The organism is Providencia stuartii, assembly GCF_029277985.1.
GTDB classification, from domain to species: Bacteria; Pseudomonadota; Gammaproteobacteria; order Enterobacterales; family Enterobacteriaceae; genus Providencia; species Providencia zhejiangensis.
Map to the genome: position 1 here is coordinate 623,129 of NZ_CP119546.1, position 21,143 is coordinate 644,271.

General features: G+C 40.4%; 16 protein-coding genes. 13 read left to right on the forward strand and 3 right to left on the reverse strand.

Going from position 1 to position 21,143, the window contains the following annotated elements; genetic code table 11:
- Positions 1-14: 14 nt before the first annotated feature.
- On the reverse strand, positions 15-1,769 hold the full coding sequence (narX, locus tag P2E05_RS02665) for a nitrate/nitrite two-component system sensor histidine kinase NarX (protein ID WP_249999799.1): 1,755 nt from the start codon (positions 1,767-1,769) through the stop codon (positions 15-17).
- Positions 1,770-2,098: 329 nt separating this feature from the next.
- On the opposite strand from narX, the gene P2E05_RS02670 reads away from it, so the two are divergent.
- The 5 genes from P2E05_RS02670 to narI all read left to right on the forward strand — a co-directional run bounded on the left by P2E05_RS02670 (position 2,099) and on the right by narI (position 10,259).
- Positions 2,099-3,496 (forward strand): NarK family nitrate/nitrite MFS transporter, encoded by a 1,398-nt coding sequence (locus P2E05_RS02670; protein WP_154624930.1) that lies wholly within the window; start codon positions 2,099-2,101, stop codon positions 3,494-3,496.
- A 67-nt stretch (positions 3,497-3,563) separates the two neighbouring features.
- On the forward strand, positions 3,564-7,325 hold the full coding sequence (locus tag P2E05_RS02675; protein WP_272657690.1) for a nitrate reductase subunit alpha: 3,762 nt from the start codon (positions 3,564-3,566) through the stop codon (positions 7,323-7,325).
- Positions 7,325-8,866 (forward strand): nitrate reductase subunit beta, encoded by a 1,542-nt coding sequence (gene narH / locus P2E05_RS02680; protein ID WP_163860654.1) that lies wholly within the window; start codon positions 7,325-7,327, stop codon positions 8,864-8,866. Before P2E05_RS02675 ends, narH begins: the two co-directional genes overlap by 1 nt.
- On the forward strand, positions 8,863-9,585 hold the full coding sequence (gene narJ / locus P2E05_RS02685) for a nitrate reductase molybdenum cofactor assembly chaperone (RefSeq protein ID WP_154624927.1): 723 nt from the start codon (positions 8,863-8,865) through the stop codon (positions 9,583-9,585). The genes narH and narJ overlap by 4 nt, the downstream gene beginning before the upstream one ends.
- On the forward strand, positions 9,582-10,259 hold the full coding sequence (narI, locus tag P2E05_RS02690; protein WP_154624926.1) for a respiratory nitrate reductase subunit gamma: 678 nt from the start codon (positions 9,582-9,584) through the stop codon (positions 10,257-10,259). Before narJ ends, narI begins: the two co-directional genes overlap by 4 nt.
- A 106-nt stretch (positions 10,260-10,365) precedes the next feature.
- Here the strand turns inward: narI and P2E05_RS02695 are convergent, their stop codons facing one another.
- Positions 10,366-11,292 (reverse strand): DUF808 domain-containing protein, encoded by a 927-nt coding sequence (locus tag P2E05_RS02695; protein ID WP_163860656.1) that lies wholly within the window; start codon positions 11,290-11,292, stop codon positions 10,366-10,368.
- Positions 11,293-11,602: 310 nt separating this feature from the next.
- On the opposite strand from P2E05_RS02695, the gene P2E05_RS02700 reads away from it, so the two are divergent.
- On the forward strand, positions 11,603-12,586 hold the full coding sequence (locus P2E05_RS02700) for a glycosyltransferase (RefSeq protein ID WP_154624925.1): 984 nt from the start codon (positions 11,603-11,605) through the stop codon (positions 12,584-12,586).
- 50 nt (positions 12,587-12,636) lie between these two features.
- Here P2E05_RS02700 and P2E05_RS02705 read toward each other — a convergent pair whose 3' ends face one another.
- Positions 12,637-13,584 carry a nucleoside hydrolase gene (locus P2E05_RS02705; RefSeq protein WP_154624924.1) on the reverse strand — a complete coding sequence of 316 codons (948 nt, stop codon included), beginning with the start codon at positions 13,582-13,584 and terminating at the stop codon, positions 12,637-12,639.
- A 339-nt stretch (positions 13,585-13,923) separates the two neighbouring features.
- Between P2E05_RS02705 and P2E05_RS02710 the strand changes: the two genes are divergently transcribed.
- From P2E05_RS02710 to P2E05_RS02740, 7 genes are all read left to right on the forward strand, one after another.
- Positions 13,924-14,694, forward strand: coding sequence for a helix-turn-helix transcriptional regulator (locus P2E05_RS02710; RefSeq protein ID WP_163860657.1), 771 nt, complete (start codon positions 13,924-13,926; stop codon positions 14,692-14,694).
- 235 nt (positions 14,695-14,929) lie between these two features.
- On the forward strand, positions 14,930-16,234 hold the full coding sequence (locus P2E05_RS02715; protein ID WP_163860658.1) for an NAD(P)/FAD-dependent oxidoreductase: 1,305 nt from the start codon (positions 14,930-14,932) through the stop codon (positions 16,232-16,234).
- Between the two features lie 47 nt (positions 16,235-16,281).
- A complete protein-coding gene (locus P2E05_RS02720; RefSeq protein ID WP_154622586.1) occupies positions 16,282-16,650 on the forward strand; it encodes a cupin domain-containing protein in 369 nt (122 codons plus the stop codon).
- Between the two features lie 26 nt (positions 16,651-16,676).
- Complete coding sequence (locus P2E05_RS02725) at positions 16,677-18,170, forward strand: aldehyde dehydrogenase family protein (protein WP_272657688.1); 1,494 nt, start codon at positions 16,677-16,679, stop codon at positions 18,168-18,170.
- A 1,273-nt stretch (positions 18,171-19,443) separates the two neighbouring features.
- Positions 19,444-19,731 carry a helix-turn-helix domain-containing protein gene (locus P2E05_RS02730; protein WP_154635553.1) on the forward strand — a complete coding sequence of 96 codons (288 nt, stop codon included), beginning with the start codon at positions 19,444-19,446 and terminating at the stop codon, positions 19,729-19,731.
- Between the two features lie 265 nt (positions 19,732-19,996).
- Entirely contained in the window at positions 19,997-20,539 is a 543-nt protein-coding gene (locus P2E05_RS02735; protein ID WP_154635552.1) for a fimbrial protein, read from the forward strand.
- A gap of 58 nt (positions 20,540-20,597) precedes the next feature.
- Positions 20,598-21,140: a fimbrial protein gene (locus tag P2E05_RS02740; protein WP_154635551.1), complete on the forward strand. Its 543-nt coding sequence runs from the start codon at positions 20,598-20,600 to the stop codon at positions 21,138-21,140.
- Positions 21,141-21,143: the final 3 nt, after the last annotated feature.

Below are 21,143 nucleotides of genomic sequence, written 5' to 3' on the forward strand. Positions count from 1 at the left end.
TTACTCCAAAATAATTAAGCTACAGGTAAAGAGAATGTGACTTTAACGATTGTTCCACCTTGTGCTCTCGGAATTATGTCACATTTACCATTAAGGCTAAGTGCCCTCTCTCTCATAATAATTAAACCGTAATGGTTTTGTTTATCGGGTGTAGGGCCTATTCCTTCACCATTATCTTCGATTGAAATCGTGACAATTCCCGAATCTTGTTGAAGGGTGACTTGTGCCCAGTTTGCATGAGCGTGCTTAAGAATATTACTCAGTGCTTCTCGGATTATCTGTATAATATGAATAGATTGGTGTGGTGAAATACTCTTCGCTGGCAGGTGGTAATTTAATAAAACAGGGAAGCCCATTTTTTGGCTAAATTCATTGATGGTATTTTCTAATGATGGGAGTAGCCCAGGTTCAGTGAGCTTTAATCGGAATGTCGTTAATAATTCTCTAAGCTGGCTGTATGCGGTATTAATTTCATTTCGCATTTCACTCAGCAATTGTTGATGTTTTTCAGGTAGCGACTCTGGCTGCATTTGTAGATAGCTAATTTGCATTTTTAGACAAGAAAGTGATTGCGCTATCGAATCATGTAGTTCTCTTGCAATAGCAGAGCGTTCATCCATTATTAATAGCTGCTGCTGTTGTTCAATTTGATGTTCCATCGCTAGCATGCCTGATATTTGTTTTACGAGCATGAGAACTAAATTATTCTGTTCGTCAGAAAGCGCCTCATTTGCTTCAATTTCGGCCACGATGACACCATAGCGGTGAATATTATCAGAGAGCTCCCATGATAACGTCTTAGGATGATAGAGGTTATCTTTTGGATTAGACAATGTATCTTCAGAGTGAGCGCTGTTTGATGAGCTGCAAATTTCATGAAAATAGGTTTCATTGCTATCTTCATAGAGCCTTAAACTCAAATTTTTTAATATTGTGATATCTTTAAGTTCACTGAGTACTCTGCCTAGTCGAATGTCGAGAGGTTCTGCGGAATGAAGTATTTGGTTTGATTGGTAAAGGTAAGACAGTACTTGGTTTTTATTACGTAAGTCTGCTGTTTTTTCGGTAACTCTCTGTTCAAGTTGATGATAGCTTTGTGCTAATTCATCTGACATTTGGTTTAATGTCAGCCCTAATGCATTCAATTCATCTTGTTTATTGTTATTTGGATAGCGTTGGCTAAAATCTTTTTGTCCAATCGCATTCGCCATTGTGAGTAGCTTCATCCATGGATAATAAATTTTGCGTCTCAAGTGCCAAATAGTGGCCATTAATAATAAAAAGACTAAGCCAATAAAGATCATTTGTGTCATCGCCACATAAGCGATTTTTCTTTCTGTTTTTTCATCGATATTATGAACAAGCTCATCAAGCATATTAACAAAGGCAATGACCTCATATCGAGCATCATTGGGAGTGAGCGCTTTATTTAGGGCGGGACGCAAAGTGTGTAGCCAAAAGTCATATAATTCTGAAAACTGAGTGGTTAAATCTTCAGATTTGATGACTTGTGTTAATTCTGGGCTAGATAAATCATTTTCTAGAGCGTTAAGGTATTCTTCAGAGTGATTATTTAAGGGAATTAAAGAGAGTAAGCGGTAACTTTGCATGCGAAGCGAACCTGATTTATTAATCGCATGCGCATTGCCTTGTACACTAATAATCATACGATTTGAAATCGTCATGCCAATAATACCCAGCACGGCAATAAGTAGCATCAGCCCAATAACTTGGTTGATGATCGAAAATCGACGATGAAATGCCGGCATATTCACTTCCTTCAAAATAACCTCGCAATCTACTTTTCATAATGATTATATTGTTCAGAGATTGCGTCAATTTACATATACCACTTCAGGGTTAACTCTAAATTTCCTTTCTATAGAATAACGCAAATATCTGGATAAAAGTAATTTATATAAATCTATTTTTATCTTTAATATTGATAGAGTTAACTAAATATACCTCTAATACCTCTCTAGGGGGGTGTTTATATAGTGTGCAAAATTTAACTTGAGTGTCTCTTGATTTAGATCAGTCTGATGGATGCTAAATGGACACAAACTGACCTCAGAAATGCGATTTATTGGGGTGAGTTATGTCTCAACAAGAAAATGTTAATACACAGACAAAACAGTCAGGTGCAATTATTCAGGATTGGCATCCTGAAGATACTCAGTTTTGGCAGAAAACAGGACAGCGAATTGCCAATCGAAATTTATGGATTTCGATTCCTTGTTTATTACTCGCTTTTTGCGTATGGATGTTATTTAGTGCAGTTGCCGTTAATCTAAATAAAGTCGGTTTTAATTTCACTACAGACCAATTATTTTTATTAACAGCGCTTCCTTCCGTTTCCGGTGCTCTTTTACGTGTGCCTTATTCATTTGTAATACCTATTTTTGGTGGTCGTCGTTGGACTGCAATCAGTACTATTTTTCTTGTTATTCCTTGTATTTGGTTAGGATTTGCGGTTCAAAATCCGGCTACACCTTATAGCGTTTTCGTCATTATTTCACTGCTATGTGGTTTTGCTGGGGCAAATTTTGCTTCTAGCATGGCAAATATTAGCTTTTTCTTTCCTAAAGCCCGCCAAGGTGGCGCTCTTGGACTTAATGGTGGCCTCGGTAATTTAGGGGTTAGTGTCATGCAGCTAGTGGCTCCTTTTATTGTTGGGATCGGCGTGTTCTCCTTTATGGGGGGAACAGGTACACCACAGGCAGATGGCTCGGTATTATGGTTAGAAAATGCAGCATGGATCTGGGTGCCTTTTCTGCTGTTTTTCACCGTCATGGCTTGGTTTGGCATGAACGACTTAGCCGCGAACCGCGCATCGTTAAAGGCTCAGCTTCCTGTATTAAAACGTTGCCATCTCTGGATACTCAGTTTTCTCTATCTCGCAACCTTTGGTTCTTTTATCGGTTTTTCAGCCGGTTTTGCGATGCTTTCTAAGACGCAATTCCCTGATGTCGTCATCTTACAATTTGCTTTCTTTGGCCCTTTACTTGGTGCGCTTGCTCGTCCAGCGGGGGGCATGTTGTCCGATCGTTTCGGTGGCGTAAAAGTCACTATTATCAACTTTATTATAATGGCGATTTTTTCGGGATTGCTGTTTTTCACCTTGCCTGAACAAGGCCAAGGTGGGTCGTTTATCGCATTTTATGCTGTGTTTATGGTGCTGTTTTTGACGGCAGGGTTGGGTAGCGGTTCGACTTTTCAAATGATCGCGGTTGTGTTTCGTAAATTAACCATTGACCGCGCATACGCGCTAGGAGCAACAGAAGAAGAGGCTCAAAAACAAGCCGTGACAGAAAGTGCTGCTGCATTAGGTTTCATTTCAGCCATTGGCGCGATTGGTGGCTTTTTTATTCCTAAGGCTTTTGGGACTTCTTTAACACTGACGGGTTCACCTGCCGGTGCGATGAAAGTTTTCTTCGTGTTTTATGTCTCCTGTGTGTTCATCACATGGTTAGTTTATGGACGTAAACACAAATAATAACAATCAATAAAGACGATTTTAGCAATGTACGGCGCCTGCCGGCGTCTCTTTGGAGGCAATCCGAATGAGCAAATTTTTAGACCGATTTCGTTATTTTAAGCAACTTGGCGAAACATTTTCAGGTGATCATGGACAAGAGCTGAATGTTAACCGCGATTGGGAAAATGGTTACCGTAGCCGTTGGCAGCACGATAAAGTCGTGCGTTCCACGCATGGTGTTAACTGTACAGGGTCATGCAGTTGGAAGATATATGTTAAAAATGGCTTGGTAACATGGGAAACTCAACAGACAGATTACCCGCGTACACGACCTGATTTGCCTGATCATGAGCCAAGAGGGTGCCCTCGTGGGGCAAGTTACTCATGGTATCTGTATAGTGCTAATCGTGTGAAATACCCGATGGTGCGCAAACGTCTATTAAAGTTATGGCGTGAAGCGAAAGCGGAACATCAGGATCCAGTCGCGGCTTGGTCTTCTATTATTAATGATCCGCAAAAAGCTAAAAGCTATAAGCAAGCGCGCGGACGTGGTGGTTTTGTTCGTTCAAGCTGGCAAGAGGTGAATGAACTGATTGCCGCCGCTAATGTAACCACGATTAAGGAGTTTGGCCCCGACCGTATTATTGGTTTTTCACCTATACCAGCGATGTCGATGGTTTCTTATGCATCAGGGGCGAGGTATTTATCGTTAATTGGTGGTGCTTGCCTGAGTTTTTATGACTGGTATTGTGATTTACCTCCAGCGTCTCCGATGACTTGGGGTGAACAGACCGATGTTCCAGAGTCAGCAGATTGGTATAACTCCTCTTACATCATTGCATGGGGTTCTAACGTACCTCAAACACGGACACCAGACGCCCATTTCTTTGCTGAAGTGCGCTATAAGGGCACAAAAACTGTCGCCGTTACCCCAGACTATGCTGAGATCGCTAAATTATGTGACCACTGGTTGAACCCTAAACAGGGTACTGACAGTGCAATGGCGATGGCGATGGGCCATGTCATCCTGAAAGAATTCCATGTGGACCGTCAAGCTGAATACTTCCGTGAATATGTCCGAACTTACACCGATATGCCAATGTTAGTGATGTTGGATGAGCGTGAAGATGGGAGCTATGCTGGTGGTAGAATGTTGCGTGCAGCGGATTTAGTGGGGTCTTTAGGCGAAGAAAAAAACGCTGAGTGGAAAACGATCGCGATTGATGAAGCAACAGGAAAACTGTGCGTACCACAAGGTTCGATGGGCTTTCGTTGGGATGAAAGTCGCAAATGGAATCTTGAACCTCGTAATGCGAAGGATGGGGCTGAGTTTAAAATGCAACTGAGCCTTTCTGAGACCTATGACGAGATAGTTGAGGTTGGTTTTCCGTACTTTGGTGGCTTAGAAAGCGAATATTTTCAACATGTTGAACTGAAAGACATCCTGCTGCATAAATTGCCTGCCAAACGTATTCAACTTGCGGATGGTAAAGAAGTATTGGTCACCAGCGTTTATGATTTACTGCTTGCTAACTATGGTATTGACCGTGGCTTTGGTGATGAAAATTGTGCAGTCGATTACGATGATATGAAAGCATATTCACCTGCTTGGGCGGAGAAGGTGACAGGCGTGAGTCGCCAAAATATCATCCGTATAGCGCGTGAATTTGCAGAAACAGCCGAAAAAACCCATGGCCGTTCAATGGTGATTGTTGGAGCGGGTATCAATCACTGGTATCACATGGATATGACCTATCGAGCGATTATCAACATGTTGGTATTTTGTGGTTGTATTGGGCAAAGCGGCGGTGGTTGGTCTCATTATGTCGGCCAAGAAAAATTACGCCCACAAACAGGTTGGTTACCTCTTGCCTTTGGTTTAGATTGGCAGCGCCCACCTCGCCATATGAATAGTACCTCATTTTTCTACAATCACTCTAGCCAATGGCGTTATGAAACGGTTAGTACCGAAGAGCTATTATCACCACTCGCGGATAAAAAAGCGTTTAGTGGCAGCCTGATTGATTTGAATGTGCGTGCGGAGCGTATGGGATGGTTACCCTCTGCCCCACAATTAGGTATTAACCCGATCACTATCGCGAAAAAAGCTGAACAAGAGGGATTGTCGGCGGTGGATTATACCGTGAAGCAGCTTAAAGCAGGGAACATTCGTTTTGCTGCCGAGCAGCCTGATAATCCACAAAACTTCCCGCGTAACTTATTTATTTGGCGCTCTAATCTTTTAGGCTCTGCCGGTAAAGGGCATGAATATTTATTGAAATATTTATTAGGTACTGAAAATGGTATTCAAGGGCTTGATTTAGGGCAGCAAGGTGGCGTGAAGCCAGAAGAAGTTGAATGGGTTGATCAAGCAGCGGAAGGGAAAGTCGACTTAGTGGTCACGCTAGATTTTAGAATGTCTAGTACCTGTTTATTCTCGGATGTCGTGTTACCAACAGCTACGTGGTATGAAAAAGATGATATGAATACCTCGGATATGCATCCTTTTATTCATCCATTATCCGCAGCAGTTGATCCCGCTTGGGAATCTAAGAGTGACTGGGAGATCTATAAAGGGATTGCTAAAGCATTCTCTGAGGTGTGTGTTGGTCATTTAGGCAAAGAAACCGATATTGTGACATTGCCTATTCAACACGATAGCGCCGCTGAAATGGGACAACCTTTTGATGTGCGTGACTGGAAAAAAGGTCAATGTGAGTTGATCCCAGGAAAAACCGCGCCGCATCTTATGATGGTCGAACGTGATTATCCATCTATTTATGCACGTTACACATCATTAGGCCCCCTAATGGATAAACTGGGTAATGGTGGTAAAGGGATCAATTGGAATACACAAGATGAAGTCGATTTCCTGAAAAAACTGAATAAAACTCAACCAAGCGGGGCTAATCAAGGGCGGCCGAAGATCGACACGGCAATTGATGCCGCTGAAGTGATCCTAACTTTAGCACCAGAAACGAATGGTCAGGTTGCCGTTAAAGCATGGGATGCGTTAGGAAAAGTGACTGGACGTGACCATACTCACTTAGCCCGCTATAAAGAAGATGAAAAAATCCGTTTCCGCGATATTGTCGCACAGCCACGTAAGATCATTTCTAGTCCAACATGGTCTGGTTTGGAAGATGAGCATGTGTCTTACAATGCGTGTTATACCAACGTTCACGAAATGATCCCTTGGCGTACTTTAAGTGGCCGTCAGCAATTGTATCAAGACCATGAATGGATGAGAGCCTTTGGTGAAAGTCTTGTGGTCTATCGTCCACCGATTGATACGCGAGCAGCTCAACCTCTAATGGGAAAAAAACCGAATGGTTTCCCAGAAAAAGCGCTGAACTTTTTAACACCGCACCAAAAATGGGGGATCCATTCAACTTATAGCGATAATTTGTTGATGTTAACGCTGGGTCGAGGTGGACCTATTGTGTGGCTAAGTGAGGAAGATGCTCGTCAATTAGGGATTAAAGACAATGATTGGGTTGAAGCTTTCAACAGTAATGGTGCGTTAACCGCTAAAGCTGTTGTCAGTCAGCGTATTCCTGATGGCATGATCATGATGTACCACGCTCAAGAGAGACTGATCAATCTACCTGGATCAGAAATCACTGCGCAACGCGGGGGGATCCATAATTCTGTAACCCGTGTCTGCCCTAAACCGACTCATATGATTGGTGGGTATGGGCATCTGGCCTATAGCTTTAATTATTACGGTACTGTGGGTTCTAACCGTGATGAGTTCGTGGTAGTGCGCAAAATGAAGCAGGTTGACTGGCTTGATGGTGAGCAAGATGGCTATCAGCAGACACTGAGCGGAAAGGAGAAAGCATAATGAAAATTCGTTCTCAAGTCGGCATGGTATTGAATCTCGACAAATGTATTGGCTGCCATACTTGTTCAGTGACCTGTAAAAATGTGTGGACTAGCCGTGAAGGTGTTGAATATGCTTGGTTTAATAACGTTGAAACTAAGCCAGGTATCGGTTACCCCCATAATTGGGAAGATCAGGATAAATGGAAAGGGGGCTGGATCCGTAATATCAAAGGCAAATTAATTCCTCGAATGGGGAATCGAGTCGGGGTGCTCTCTAAGATTTTTGCAAACCCAGATGTACCTGCTCTTGATGATTATTATGAGCCGTTCGATTATGACTATAGCCATCTAAAAAATGCCAAAGAGGGTCAACATATCCCCACGGCTCGTCCGCGCTCATTAATTACTGGGCAGCGTATGAGCAATGTGAATATGGGGCCAAACTGGGAAGATGATCTTGGTGGTGAGTTTAGTCAACGTGCGCATGACAAGAACTTCGACAATATACAAAAAGAGATGTACGGGCAATTTGAAAATACCTTCATGATGTATTTGCCTCGTTTATGTGAACACTGTTTGAATCCAGCCTGTGTTGCAACCTGCCCGAGTGGGGCTATTTATAAACGCTCAGAAGACGGCATTGTTTTGATCGACCAAGACAAATGTCGTGGCTGGCGGATGTGTTTAACGGGCTGTCCATATAAGAAAATCTATTTCAACTGGAAGAGTGGTAAGTCAGAAAAATGTATTTTCTGTTATCCACGTATCGAATCAGGTATGCCAACAGTGTGTTCTGAAACTTGCGTTGGACGTATCCGCTATTTAGGCGTGCTGCTTTATGATGCGGATAAAATTGAAGCTGCGGCAAGTACAGAAAAAGAAACGGATTTGTATCAAAGTCAACGGGATATTTTCCTTAATCCACATGATCCGATGGTGATTGAAGAAGCGCAAAAGCAAGGGATCCCTTTGAGTGTGATCGATGCCGCTCAGAAATCTCCCGTGTATAAAATGGCTATGGAATGGAAACTTGCTTTGCCATTACATCCTGAGTACCGAACTTTACCAATGGTATGGTATGTGCCGCCTTTATCACCCATTCAATCCGTTGCAGATGCCGGTATGTTAGCGAGCAATGGCGTATTGCCAGATGTTGAAAGCTTACGTATCCCAGTTCAGTACCTTGCCAATTTGTTAACGGCGGGGGATGTTGAGCCTGTTTTATTGGCGCTTAAACGTATGTTGGCGATGCGACATTACAAACGAGCCGAAACGGTCGAAAATCAGTGTGATACCAGTGCGTTAGAACAAGTTGGATTAACGGAAGCACAGGCACAAGAAATGTATCGTTATTTGGCGATAGCGAACTATGAAGATCGCTTTGTGATCCCATCGAGTCACCGTGAGTTAGCACGTGAAGCGTTCCCTGAAGCAAAAGCATGCGGCTTTAGCTTCGGTGACGGTTGTCATGGTAGTGATAATAAAGTGAATTTGTTCAACAGCCGCCGAATTGATGCGATAGATGTGACACCAAAAACACCGCAGGAGAAGACACTATGATCTCATTAAAAGTGATTTCTCGATTACTTGATTATCCAACTGAGGTGTTATGGCAACATCGTGACGAACTGATTGAAGCGTTAGAACAGGCAAATGAATTACCGTTTACGCAGGCTATACAATTGATGATGTTTGTTCGTGAATATCTCAATGAAGATCTTTTAGATATGCAAGCACAGTACTGTGAATTGTTTGATAGGGGGCGAGCCACATCCTTACTGTTGTTTGAACATGTGCATGGCGAGTCACGTGATAGAGGCCAAGCCATGGTTGACTTGATGGCGCAGTATCAGCAACAAGGTCTAGCGCTAAATAGTCGTGAGTTGCCTGACTACTTACCCATTTATTTAGAATACCTGACGATCTTAGTACCAGAGCAAACACGTGAAGGTTTGCAAGATATAGCCCCGATTCTGGCGTTATTAGGGGAAAGATTGAAACAGCGACAAAGCCGATTTGGTCTGTTGTTTGACTTATTGCTCTCCCTTTCGGATAGCACGATAGAGACGAGTCAATTACATGGTCAAGTAGCAGCGGAAGCACGTGATGATACACCTGAGGCACTCGATGCTGTTTGGGAAGAGGAGCAAGTGACATTCTTTGCTAATGAAAAAAGCTGTAATAGTGAAGTGACGGCTCATCAGCAACGTTTTGCGAATGCAGTGGTTCCTCAATATTTGAATCTTGATGCAGGCCATAATGCGGGAGTTCAAAAATGAATTTTATCAATCAATTCTTCTTCGATATTTATCCCTATATCGCCGGTACTGTGTTTATTGTTGGTAGTTGGTTACGTTATGACTATGGACAATATAGTTGGCGAGCGGGTTCTAGCCAGATGCTCGACAAGAAGAATATGCGTTTAGCATCGAATCTGTTTCATATAGGGATTATTGGTGTGTTTGTGGGGCACTTTTTCGGTATGTTAACGCCCCATTGGATGTATGAATCCTTCTTACCAATGCATATTAAACAGTTAATGGCAATGGTGGGTGGTGGGATATGTGGCGTCATGGTACTCGTGGGCGGAGCGATGCTCTTGAAGCGTCGCTTAACTAACCCTCGTGTCAGAGCGACATCGTCTTTTGGCGACATTATGATCTTAACTTTATTGGTTGTACAAGTTTGTTTGGGTCTGTTAACCATTCCATTCTCTGCTCAACATATGGACGGGAGTGAAATGTTGAAGCTAGTTGGCTGGGCACAATCCGTGGTGACTTTCCATTGGGGCGCTTCACAATACCTTGACGGTGTTGGAATTGTCTTTAAATTACACCTTGTTTTAGGGATGACACTGTTCTTATTGTTCCCATTCTGCCGATTGGTTCATATTTGGAGCGCGCCGATAGAATATATTTCGCGTCGTTACCAAATAGTAAGAAATCGCCATTAAAAATAGGCAGATAGATAACTGAAAGCCCCCTTTCATGTTCTTGTGTAGGCAACAAATATTGCTAATATAGCGACCCTATATCAAAGATATAGGGTTTTTTTTACTTTTAAGCGGTTAAACGATTTTTAGCTTGTTTAATTAACGTGATGAGTAAGACGAGGACAATACCCACGAGCAAGCCGAAAATAAGGTTTGCAACAGGCGGCGTGATGAACTGCATGATTGAACCTATGGTTGGAGTGAGTGAGGCTGCTAAGGCTAACTCTTCAATCCAATTATAGATAATGCTAATACCATGAGTCAGAATTCCACCGCCAACCATAAACATCGCTGCGGTACCTACAATGGATAAGGTCTTCATCAAATAAGGCGTCGCATAAATCAAGCCTTTACCTAGCTGACTTAATAATTTTGCTCTTTTTTTCTGCAAGTAGAATCCGAGGTCATCAAGTTTTACGATACCCGCAACTAGCCCATACACGCCTACCGTCATAACAATCGCAATGATGGATAGAACAATAACTTGATTCATAAATGTTGTGGCGGAAACAATACCCAGTGTGATGGCTATAATCTCAGCAGACAGTACGAAGTCAGTGCGTACCGCACCTTTGATTTTACTCTTTTCAAATGCGGCAAGCTCTTCGGGTGACATTGTGGCTTGTTGTTCTCTTTTTTCGCTTCTGTCTTGGTTTGAATGCAGATACTTATGCATCAGTTTCTCTGCGCCTTCAAAGCACAGATAAGCCCCACCTATCATAAGGAGTGGTGTGACTGCCCAAGGAATAAATGCACTAATCAGTAAGGCAAGCGGAACTAATATCAATTTATTGATAAATGAACCTTTAGCCACGGCCCATACAACAGGGATTTCTCGTTCGGCTCGTACCCCCGTCACTTGTTGGGCATTTAACGCGAGATCGTCACCTAACACGCCAGAGGTTTTTTTCGCGGCCATTTTTGTCATGACGGAGACATCATCTAATACAGCTGCAATGTCATCGAGTAAAGCAAGTAAGCTACTTCCTGCCACAGAGTGATCCTTAATTATCCAATTTAAGATGCATTTAATGTTAATTAGGCTGATATTGCGATAATTAGTTCATCTTTGGATAGGTAAATAAATCTGATTTGGAGAAAATTCATGAAAATGGTCAAACGGAATGTCGTGTCTTTTTAATTATGAATTTTTTATGACAATGGAACCTACTGATCAATTTTCTCTCTAATCATCTAACTTATCTGGTTTAGATTGATGTCGGATATTGTACTTTTAGTCAAATAATGACGGAAAGTGACCCATAGAGGCACTTTCGAATGGAATGGTTTAATAAGGTTATTACATGTCTTCTCAGCCGGTTTTGAGTATTGTTGTTGCCGTTTATAATGGTGAAAAATTTCTTCCTCATTTTTTTGATAGCTTGCTCGCGCAAAACTTAAGTCATTGGGAGCTGATCGTTGTTAATGATGGCTCCACAGATAACAGTGAAGAGGTGATACGCCAGTATCAAGCTAAATTCGCCTGCTTTAAATTACTCACACAAGAGAACCAAGGCGTTTCGGTGGCTCGTAATACAGGGATGGCTCAAGCTGTAGGGCAATACATCACTTTTCCTGACATTGATGATGAAATTAGCCCGAATATGTACGGTCGCCTGTTGGAAATCGCGCTCGCCGGCGATTTGGATGTAGCCACCTGTAATGGCACTTATATTTATACCAATGGAGACGCACCAAAGGCCATTTTCCCGCCTAATAAGGTTCCTTCTACTGGCATAATTAGTGGCCCAGAATGGCTAGAAATAGGCCTAAGTTCACGCAAGTTTTTGCATGTTACATGGTTAAATCTCTATCGTTTAGATTTAATCCGTCAACACAATTTCACGTTTGAACCTAAGCTACATCATCAGGATATTCCTTGGACGACGGAACTCTTGCTGGTGGCGAAGCGCGTTCAATTTATCAACGAACAGTATTATGAGTATTTAATTCATAACCAATCAGTTTCCCATTCCCTGACAGGGGATGAACGCTCTGTTCGCAAAATTAATACTTACTTGAAAATCATTGATATGTTACTCGACATATACAAGCGCTACCCAGAACAAGTCAAACAAGCCCCTTCCTGCTTGTGGCAAGTCGGTAAAGAAGGCCTCGGCATCACTCAAGCATTACTTTCCATTCAGTCACCTGAAATCCAACGTGATATGACACGGATGTTCTTTGAAAAAGGTTATTGGAACGTGATTTGGTCTCATGCAACGACGGTAAAATTAAAATGGCGGTTGATTCGTCGCTACAGCAAACTAAAAGCCATCGCTAAATAATTATTTAAAGGGGGATAGCGATATAAACTCCCCCTTGTCGATGCACTAACTTACTGATGAGACAAACGTTTTAGGGATTCAAAGAATAATTTCCATAAGCCATCATTATCTAATTGTGTCGCGACTTGTGTATGGCAATCACTGGGCAGTGGGTGTCGAAAATCAGTGACTGTCATGCCGGTGGTTAATGTGCCTTGTAGTTCAATATTCACAGGGGCTTTTTGCGTTTTAATTAATGTGGGATCAATAACATATGCAACAGCGCAGAGATCATGTACTGGCGCGTGCTGATTGGTACCACTGCGTTGACGATATCCGGCAGTGTAGAAGTTCAGCGAGTCCACGACAAACTGGCTGATTGGCGTATTGAGTGCGGCAATATCAGCCATGGTTTTATCCGTTGGTCTTGCTTGATGTGTTAAATCCAAACCAACCATAGTGAGGGGCCAGTGCTCATTAAACACAATGTGAGCAGCCTCAGGATCGATAGCGATATTAAATTCAGCAACCGCAGAACGGTTACCCGTATGATACCCACCTCCCATCAAAACAACTTCTTTGACGAGTTCAACGATTTCAGGCGCCTTTCTCACAGCAAGTGCAATGTTCGTTAGGCCACCAATAGGCACTAGAGTGATCGTTTTCGGTGGATGAGCTTTTAATGTTTCAATGATCAGATCCACGGCATGACGTTGATCAAGAGGAAGCGTCGATTCAGGAAGATGCGTGCCATCCAATCCACTTGTGCCGTGAACTTCGGGAGCATTTTGGATCTTGCGTACTAATGGGCGATGGCAGCCGGCAGCAATAGGAATGTGTTTAGCCCCCGCGAATTCTGTTATTGCTAAGGCGTTACGAGTGACTTTTTCTAACGTTTGATTACCCACGACAGTAGTGATAGCCAGTATATCGATATCAGGGTGTCCTAGGGCCAATAGGATTGCCATTGCATCATCATGGCCAGGATCACAATCTAAAATGATTTTCTTTTGTGTCATTTTCTCTCCTAAAGTCGGTAAGTCTACAGTGAATGGCGGATAAAATAATAAATCATAGTCTCAATAGCAGTAATTCAATAGGTTAGTCGTTTTAATTAAATGATTAACATAAAAAATTTAGGCGGGAAATTTTGTTGATACACCTAGAAATTATAGGGATAGAGATAAATAGTTGGTAACAAATTATTAATACTTTTGGACGATAGTGTGATTTAATTAACATATTAATAACAATAGAATTGAGTTGCTAGGGATAATATGGTTTTTATAGGCTTTGAGTTATGATTTTATCGCTTAGAGCTAATAGCTTATTAATAAGTTAATAACTTTGGAGGCAGAATGGAAAACTATCTGGATAAACTACCTGATGTGATTGATTCTGTTGCAACCAACCAGTTTTATCCCAATTTATTATCTTGGCTATCATCATTTATCGCCTTTGATAATGCGATTGTTTATTCCTTTGAAAAAAATGCCCCACCGCGTTTCCTTTCAAAAGTGGAAAAACGTAATAGTGATAGCGTAAACCGTATCTACCAGCGCGGCGCTTATCTTATGGATCCCTTCTATCAGGAGTTACAGAAAGGGGGCGGTTCACAAGTTTTAACATTACGGGAATTGGCTCCGAAAGGTTTCTATCATACAGATTATTATCTCAATTTTTACCGCAAAACGGGCTGGTGTGATGAAGCTGGGTTATTGCTAGAAATTACCCCAGATAGGCAGCTAGGTATCTTTTTTGGCAATGAAGATGAACCGTTTTTATCTGAAAAATCGACCCAAGCCCCCCTAAAAGAAGCTTTTGAAATCATTCGTAGTATGGCGAAACTGCATAAAGAAGTTTCACCGAATGATGTTTCTCATCATTATCGTTTAGCGGATATGCAGACTCATTTTGGTTTAACGCCAAGAGAGTGTGAAGTCGTTGAGTTGATCCTTGAAGGTAAAGGCTCCCCGCAAATTGCTGAATCGCTATTTATTAGCTTAGGTACGGTAAAAAACCATCGCAAAAACATTTATCAAAAGTTAGACATTCGTTCACAGGCTGAATTATTTAACTTGTTAATGAGCCATCATCATTATTCCTCTTATCGTCATCGTTTATGTTAAAAACTAGGCTCTAAATAGCACTAGATAATTTAAATTATTAATATCAAAACTAAACTTAATCAATTGATTTAAAAATATAAATATTGAATTTTTATTTTGTTGTTTATATCTAAATATTCTACCTGTGTCACAAATGTTAAATTGATGTTTCAAATGTCCCTAAAGGGCTATGTAAATGTTAATTCAAGGTTAAGATAATCAAGGTTATCGAAAGATACTAAACAGGGTATCCATTATGAATAACCAAGTAGAATCATTGACTTATTATGCTGCTACCAAAAAGTATGATCTCCGTTTTCCAACATTAAAAGAAGATCTTGATGTGGATGTCGTGATCATTGGTGGTGGGTTTTCCGGTATCCATACAGCGCTTGAGTTATGTGAAAAGGGCATTACTAATATTGCCATTTTAGAAGGGCGCTATTTGGGGTATGGCGGAACTGGGCGCAACGGCGGTCAAGTGATGGCAGGTATTGGCCATGATATTGATGCGATCAAAAAATATGTAGGGAAAGAAGGCTTAGAGACCATTTTTAAATTGAGCAATATGGGTGCAGGGATCATGCGCGACCGTATCGCTAAATATAATATTGATGCCGATTTTTGCAGTGGTTATGCCTATTTAGGTAGTAACAAACGCCAAGAAAAAACCCTACGTAGCTGGTTAAAAGATTTTAAAGCCGTTGATCCAGAGGAAGAAATTGAATTTTATGCAGGATCAGATCTGAAACAGATCATCGGTTCCGATGCCTACACTTGCGGTATAAAGCACATGGGCGGTGGTCATGTTCACTCGTTGAATCTGCTGTTAGGTGAAGCGAAGGCGGTTAGTGAAGTCTACGGTGCAAAAATTTTCGAAAACAGCCAAGTTCTTAATGTCGAATATGGGAACACCGTGACTGTGCGTACGGCAATGGGGACGGTGCGAGCTCAAAAAATGTTGTGGGCTTGTGACTCATTCCTTAACGGCCTTGAACCTACGATTTATCCAAAAACCATTAATACCTATGCTTATCAATTAATGACAGAAGAACTACCTGAAGAGTTAATTGAACGAATAAGTCCTATTCGTGGTGCTTATAGCGATATTCGTCCTGTCATTGATTACTATCGTGTGACCAAAGAAAACAGATTATTGTTTGGCAGTTCAACCCATTTCCTTGAGTACATTCCTTCTGATTTAAAAGCTTGGAATCGCAATTTGATGCTGAAAATTTTTCCATACTTGAAAGATGTCAAAATCGAATTGGCATGGGGTGGACCGATGGCATGTAGTGCTAACCTATTTCCACAAATAGGCTCATTGCCACAGCATAAAAACGTGTTTTATGCGCAAGGTTACTCAGGTTTTGGTGTAACACCGAGCCAGATCGTTTGTAAAGTGCTTGCTGAAGGCATGGTTGAAGGGTCAAGTCGTTATGACTTAATGAGTTCCATTCCTCATGCCAATATTATTGGTAAAGATAAACTTCGTAATGTCATTGTGTCATTGGCGAAAATTGCTCACCAAACTTCGGGTTACTGGCAAGGGCGCCGCTAATCTAAGTATTTCTGTATCATCTTGTTAATTTATAAAAAGGTAACGTCATGATTAGTCCATTATTACTAAATAAGCCACTACCAGAATTACTCAATATTGGCAGTGTTACGAACTTAGGCTCTGTCGTTGTTGAAGGTGACCCGCAAGCAAGCGTTGCGATGATTCATGGTGAACCAACAGATAATTTAACTTGCGGTATTTTCGCCTGTACCAAAGGTAAATTTAAAATGGTTTACCCATTTGATGAAATGGCTACCGTATACGAAGGTTCGGTTAAACTGACCGATGTAAAAACCGGAACAACTGTTGAATACCATAAAGGTGACTCTTGGTTTGCTGCTAAAGGCACTGAAGTCCTGTGGGAGATCACCGCTGAACGTTTTGTTAAGCATTACCTTGCTTGTGTAAATGCATAATTAACTTTTAAAGTGGAGTGATAACGATGAATAATTTAGCCCTATTACCGGAAGTAAGTGCGTTTTTACAACGCCAACATGGACATTTTATTAACGGCCAGCCAGTTTCCGGTGAGGAGGATGCCTTCTTTGACGTCGTTAACCCCGCCACAGAGCAAGTTATCGCTAAAGTGAAAGAAGGCACTAAGGCTGAAGTTGATAGTGCAATGGAAGCCGCTTATGCTGCTTTCCGCGGTGCTTGGGCGCAAACCACACCAATGGAAAGAGGTAATTGCCTAAATCGCTTAGCTGACTTGCTCGAAAAAAATCTTGAAGAGCTGGCTCAGCTTGAAAGTTTATGTTCAGGAAAAACCATTCAACTATCTCGTTTCCTTGAAATTGGCTCTTCTGCACAGTTTTTACGCTATTTCGCGGGTTGGGCAACCAAAATCAGCGGTGAAACACTGAATGTTTCTTTGCCGTCATTTAAAGGTGAACAATACCGAGCTTTCACGCAACGTGAGCCTGTTGGTGTGGTTGCAGGGATTATTCCATGGAACTTCTCTATTATGATTTCCATTTGGAAGCTGGCGGCGGCGCTGACTTGTGGCTGTACTATTGTGTTAAAGCCAAGTGAATTTACGCCATTAACGATGCTGAGAGTGGCTGAATTAGCCAAAGAAGCAGGCATTCCTGACGGTGTGATTAATATTATTAACGGTGGGGGACGTGAAGTTGGCCCAGCGTTGATTAGCCATCATTTATGTTCAAAAGTGACCTTTACTGGCTCTGTACCAACAGGCCTCGCTGTTGGTCGAGCTGCAATGGAAGGGAAGCTCACTCGTGTTACCTTAGAATTGGGTGGAAAAAATGGTGCAGCATTCCTCGCGGATTTGCCAGTTAACAAAATTGTTGATGGGATTATTGAAGCGGGATATTTAAACCAAGGACAAATTTGCGCGGCAGCTGAACGTTTTTATATTCCATCATCACTGATAGAAGAAGTGCTTGCTGAGTTAAAACAGCGTTTATCAACATTCAAAATTGGCTCTCCTTTAGATGAAACAACGGAAATGGGGCCTCTAGCTAATAAAGCGCATTATGAAAAGATTTTAGGCCTATTTGAAAAAGCTCGCCAAGAAGGTAATGAAATTATTTATGGTGGTCAGCCTATTGCTGGTACTGGTTACTTTGTACCACCAACGATTATTCGTGCAAATAGCCCTAATGATGCATTAATGAAAGAGGAAACATTTGGTCCAATTGGCACTTTCTTAAGCTATGACGATGAAGAAGAGCTAATTGAACAAATGAATAGTACACCATTTGGTTTAGCGGCAAGTCTGTGGACCAATGATCTCAGTAAGGCCATGCGAATGATTTCTCGTATCGAAGCCGGGACTGTTTGGGTCAATATGCATACGTTCCTTGATCCCGCAGTGCCCTTTGGCGGAGTCAAATCATCCGGCATTGGTCGCGAGTTTGGTAGTGCATTCATTGAATACTACACTGAATTGAAGTCAGTTATGGTACGTTATTGATTGTTAATGCTTTTATACTCAACACGTTTCTAATTAGGTAGGGGCAAAGGCTACATTGGGGTCATAAGTAGCGATTAGAATCGTGATTTAGAGTATTTTTATGTCGATTTTAGAGTGGTTAACCCAGCTTAGGCTGGGTTTTTTTTATCTCCCAAAAGTCAGGCGTAGATTTTCTAACATTAGCCTTAAAGGGAAGTTGAGACTCGGCTGGAGAAAACTATCAGTGGAGGTCGCTCATGAAAACCAGTGCTCCCTTAGCTTTTGTTATCTTTTCCTCTTGGTAACGTCGGTATCACAATCTCGCCAAGAGCGCCTGAACAACGTACATAACCCAGTGTTAGGTAGGGTACAGAATGCCCTTTAGATAGGTTAGAACGTTTTCTGATATTGATTGTGGGCCGATGCAAGATACCGTTTATCCATTCATTATTTTTAGTCTAAAGATAGATATCAAATCACCGTAAACTCATTTCAGTTTAAGTGCCACGTAAAAAAGCCACCTAGCAAGAGTGTGTTATCCGTGTGCAGGTAACCGATTTGAAGGTTATTTGTAACGGAATTCACTATTCACTCTCAAATGACCAACTCTCGATATGATTTTGCGTTGGTTTTTAGGGAACATTTTAAAATTAACACGAAAAGGGAGTTTACCTTTATTTACAAAAAGCCAATATGTGAGATACAAGATGTTTTAGTAGATAATGCTTTGGTGGTAGGGGTAAATAATCATAAAGACAATTAAAATGTTTATTTTTTAATTTTAAATATTATAAAAAACAATGGAACTCATTTTCGTTGTTTTTGCTTTTAATTATTTTATTTACGATAATGTTATTAAATTTGTTTTTATCTAAAAAATTATTTTGGCTAAAAACATGGAAAAGGAGTATGCGTATTTTTTAATGTTTTCATATGTAACAATTTATTTTAATAATGGCAGGTAAATATACGGATATTAATTTAATGGGATTATTAAAACATAAAGTAATCATTTAAAGTGTATTATCCGAAAAGTCTTTTTAATCATTTGCTTAGTTGTAAAAATCCAGTAGTTGTATTTATATTATTATTTAATTCACCGATCAAATGACGTCACTTGATAGATTTTGCCTATCGTAAGTGGTTTATTCGATCGAAATAAACTTCTTTAATCGAATATAGATAAGAGTTAGATTACATGCAAATAAAGAGTATTTAATTATCTAATGATTTATTTCTATTTAAGTTTTCATTTTTTTATTTTGATAAATACTTTCACTAGAGAGATTGTTTTATGGTTTCACAAGAAAAAGAACATTTTGGTGTGATTAACTCTGAAATTGGTGAGTTTATAAGAATGATTAGAATAAAAAAAGGGTTAACAGGTGCAGAGCTTGGTAAATTAATAGGTGTAAGTCAACAGCAAATATCACGGTATGAAAGAGGTTATAATACACTCTCATTATCAGATTTTACATTTATACTATCAGTGATGAATGTGTCATTGTTAGACTTTATTTCATATTCGTCATTCTTTAAGTCTGATGATTGTCATATAACGCCAAAAGATTATATGCTATGAAGTCATAGCCTATTTCTGTTTAAAGAATCTTTATAGCATAGGTGAAAGTTAAATTAAATTTAGCTGTATTGTCTTTCTAATATACCAAATTAACCTTTTAGCTTTATAGCTAATGGGGATGGACTTCGCTAATTTTTATGTATTAGAAAGTGTTTTATTTAAAACGCTTTCTAATACAGATATGTTTATCTGTGTTGAGTAATTAAATAGTCTTAATTTTATTATTCAATTTATAATTAAACTTAAAACATTGATAGGAAATAGTATGAAATTAAATAAAGCTATGGCTGTATTAGCAGCGGCTATGTTAACCACATCTTTCGCTTCACTTGCAGATGTTAACTCAGGAACCGTGACTTTTAAAGGTGAAGTTCGTGATACTCCTTGTAACCTAGATGCGGGCCAAGGCGGTACAGCAACGGTTGTTGATTTTGGCCAACTATCTCTAAGCCAATTAAATGCGGGCGATTCAAAATACAAAAATTTTGAATTGAACCTGAAAAATTGTTCTTTGACTTCTATTGACGATACAGATCCACAAAACCCAATCACAGTTACTAAGACTGCAACTATCACTTTTGATGGTGTTAGCAAAATTGCAGGTCAAAATCTTTTAGCAACATCAGGTAGCGCAGCAAACGTTGCAGTTGGTATCAAAGATATTACTTTTGGAACTCCTGCGGCACTGAACCTACGTGATGGTGATAATACATTGACTTATTCTGCTTTCGTTAAGAAGGCGGGTGCTAATGCTGTAACAGCAGGTGATTTCTCAACGATCTCTACTTTCGAAATCGCATACCAGTAAGTTATACAGGCTCCTTCACTATTAGGCGAAGGAGCCTATAATTTGAAAAATTAATACTATGAAAAGCTTGCTGATTATTACCCTGTTATTCTCACCTATTTTCAGTATGCCAGTCTTAGCTGCAATGAATTGGGGACAGGCAACAGTAAAAGGAGAGATACTCGCTTCTGGTTGCTCAATTCAATTGACGAGTAAAGACCAAATTATTGATTTTGGTGCCTATGCCTTAAGCAAGTTAGAAGAAAATAAGATAAAGAAACCATTTAAAATAATTTTAAAGAATTGCCAATTATCAAACTCTTACTTTAATGATGAAAAATCACCTGTACGAATAAAGTTTACGGGTCCAGCAACAAATAATTTTAATGGCTTTAAATTTAATGATGCCGATGGTTTAGCTATTTATATATTAAGTGGAAGCGATGTTGTTAAACCTAATCAATACTACCCAATTTATAACTTAAAAAGAATATCCGGGAAAACAAAATCGATTAATGAACAGCAACTAGACTTTTTATCTGAGGTTATTGTTGTTGATAAGCTAAAGCCTCAATTAGGAGAATTCTCAAGTATCATTACATTTGATATCGATTACTATTAATCT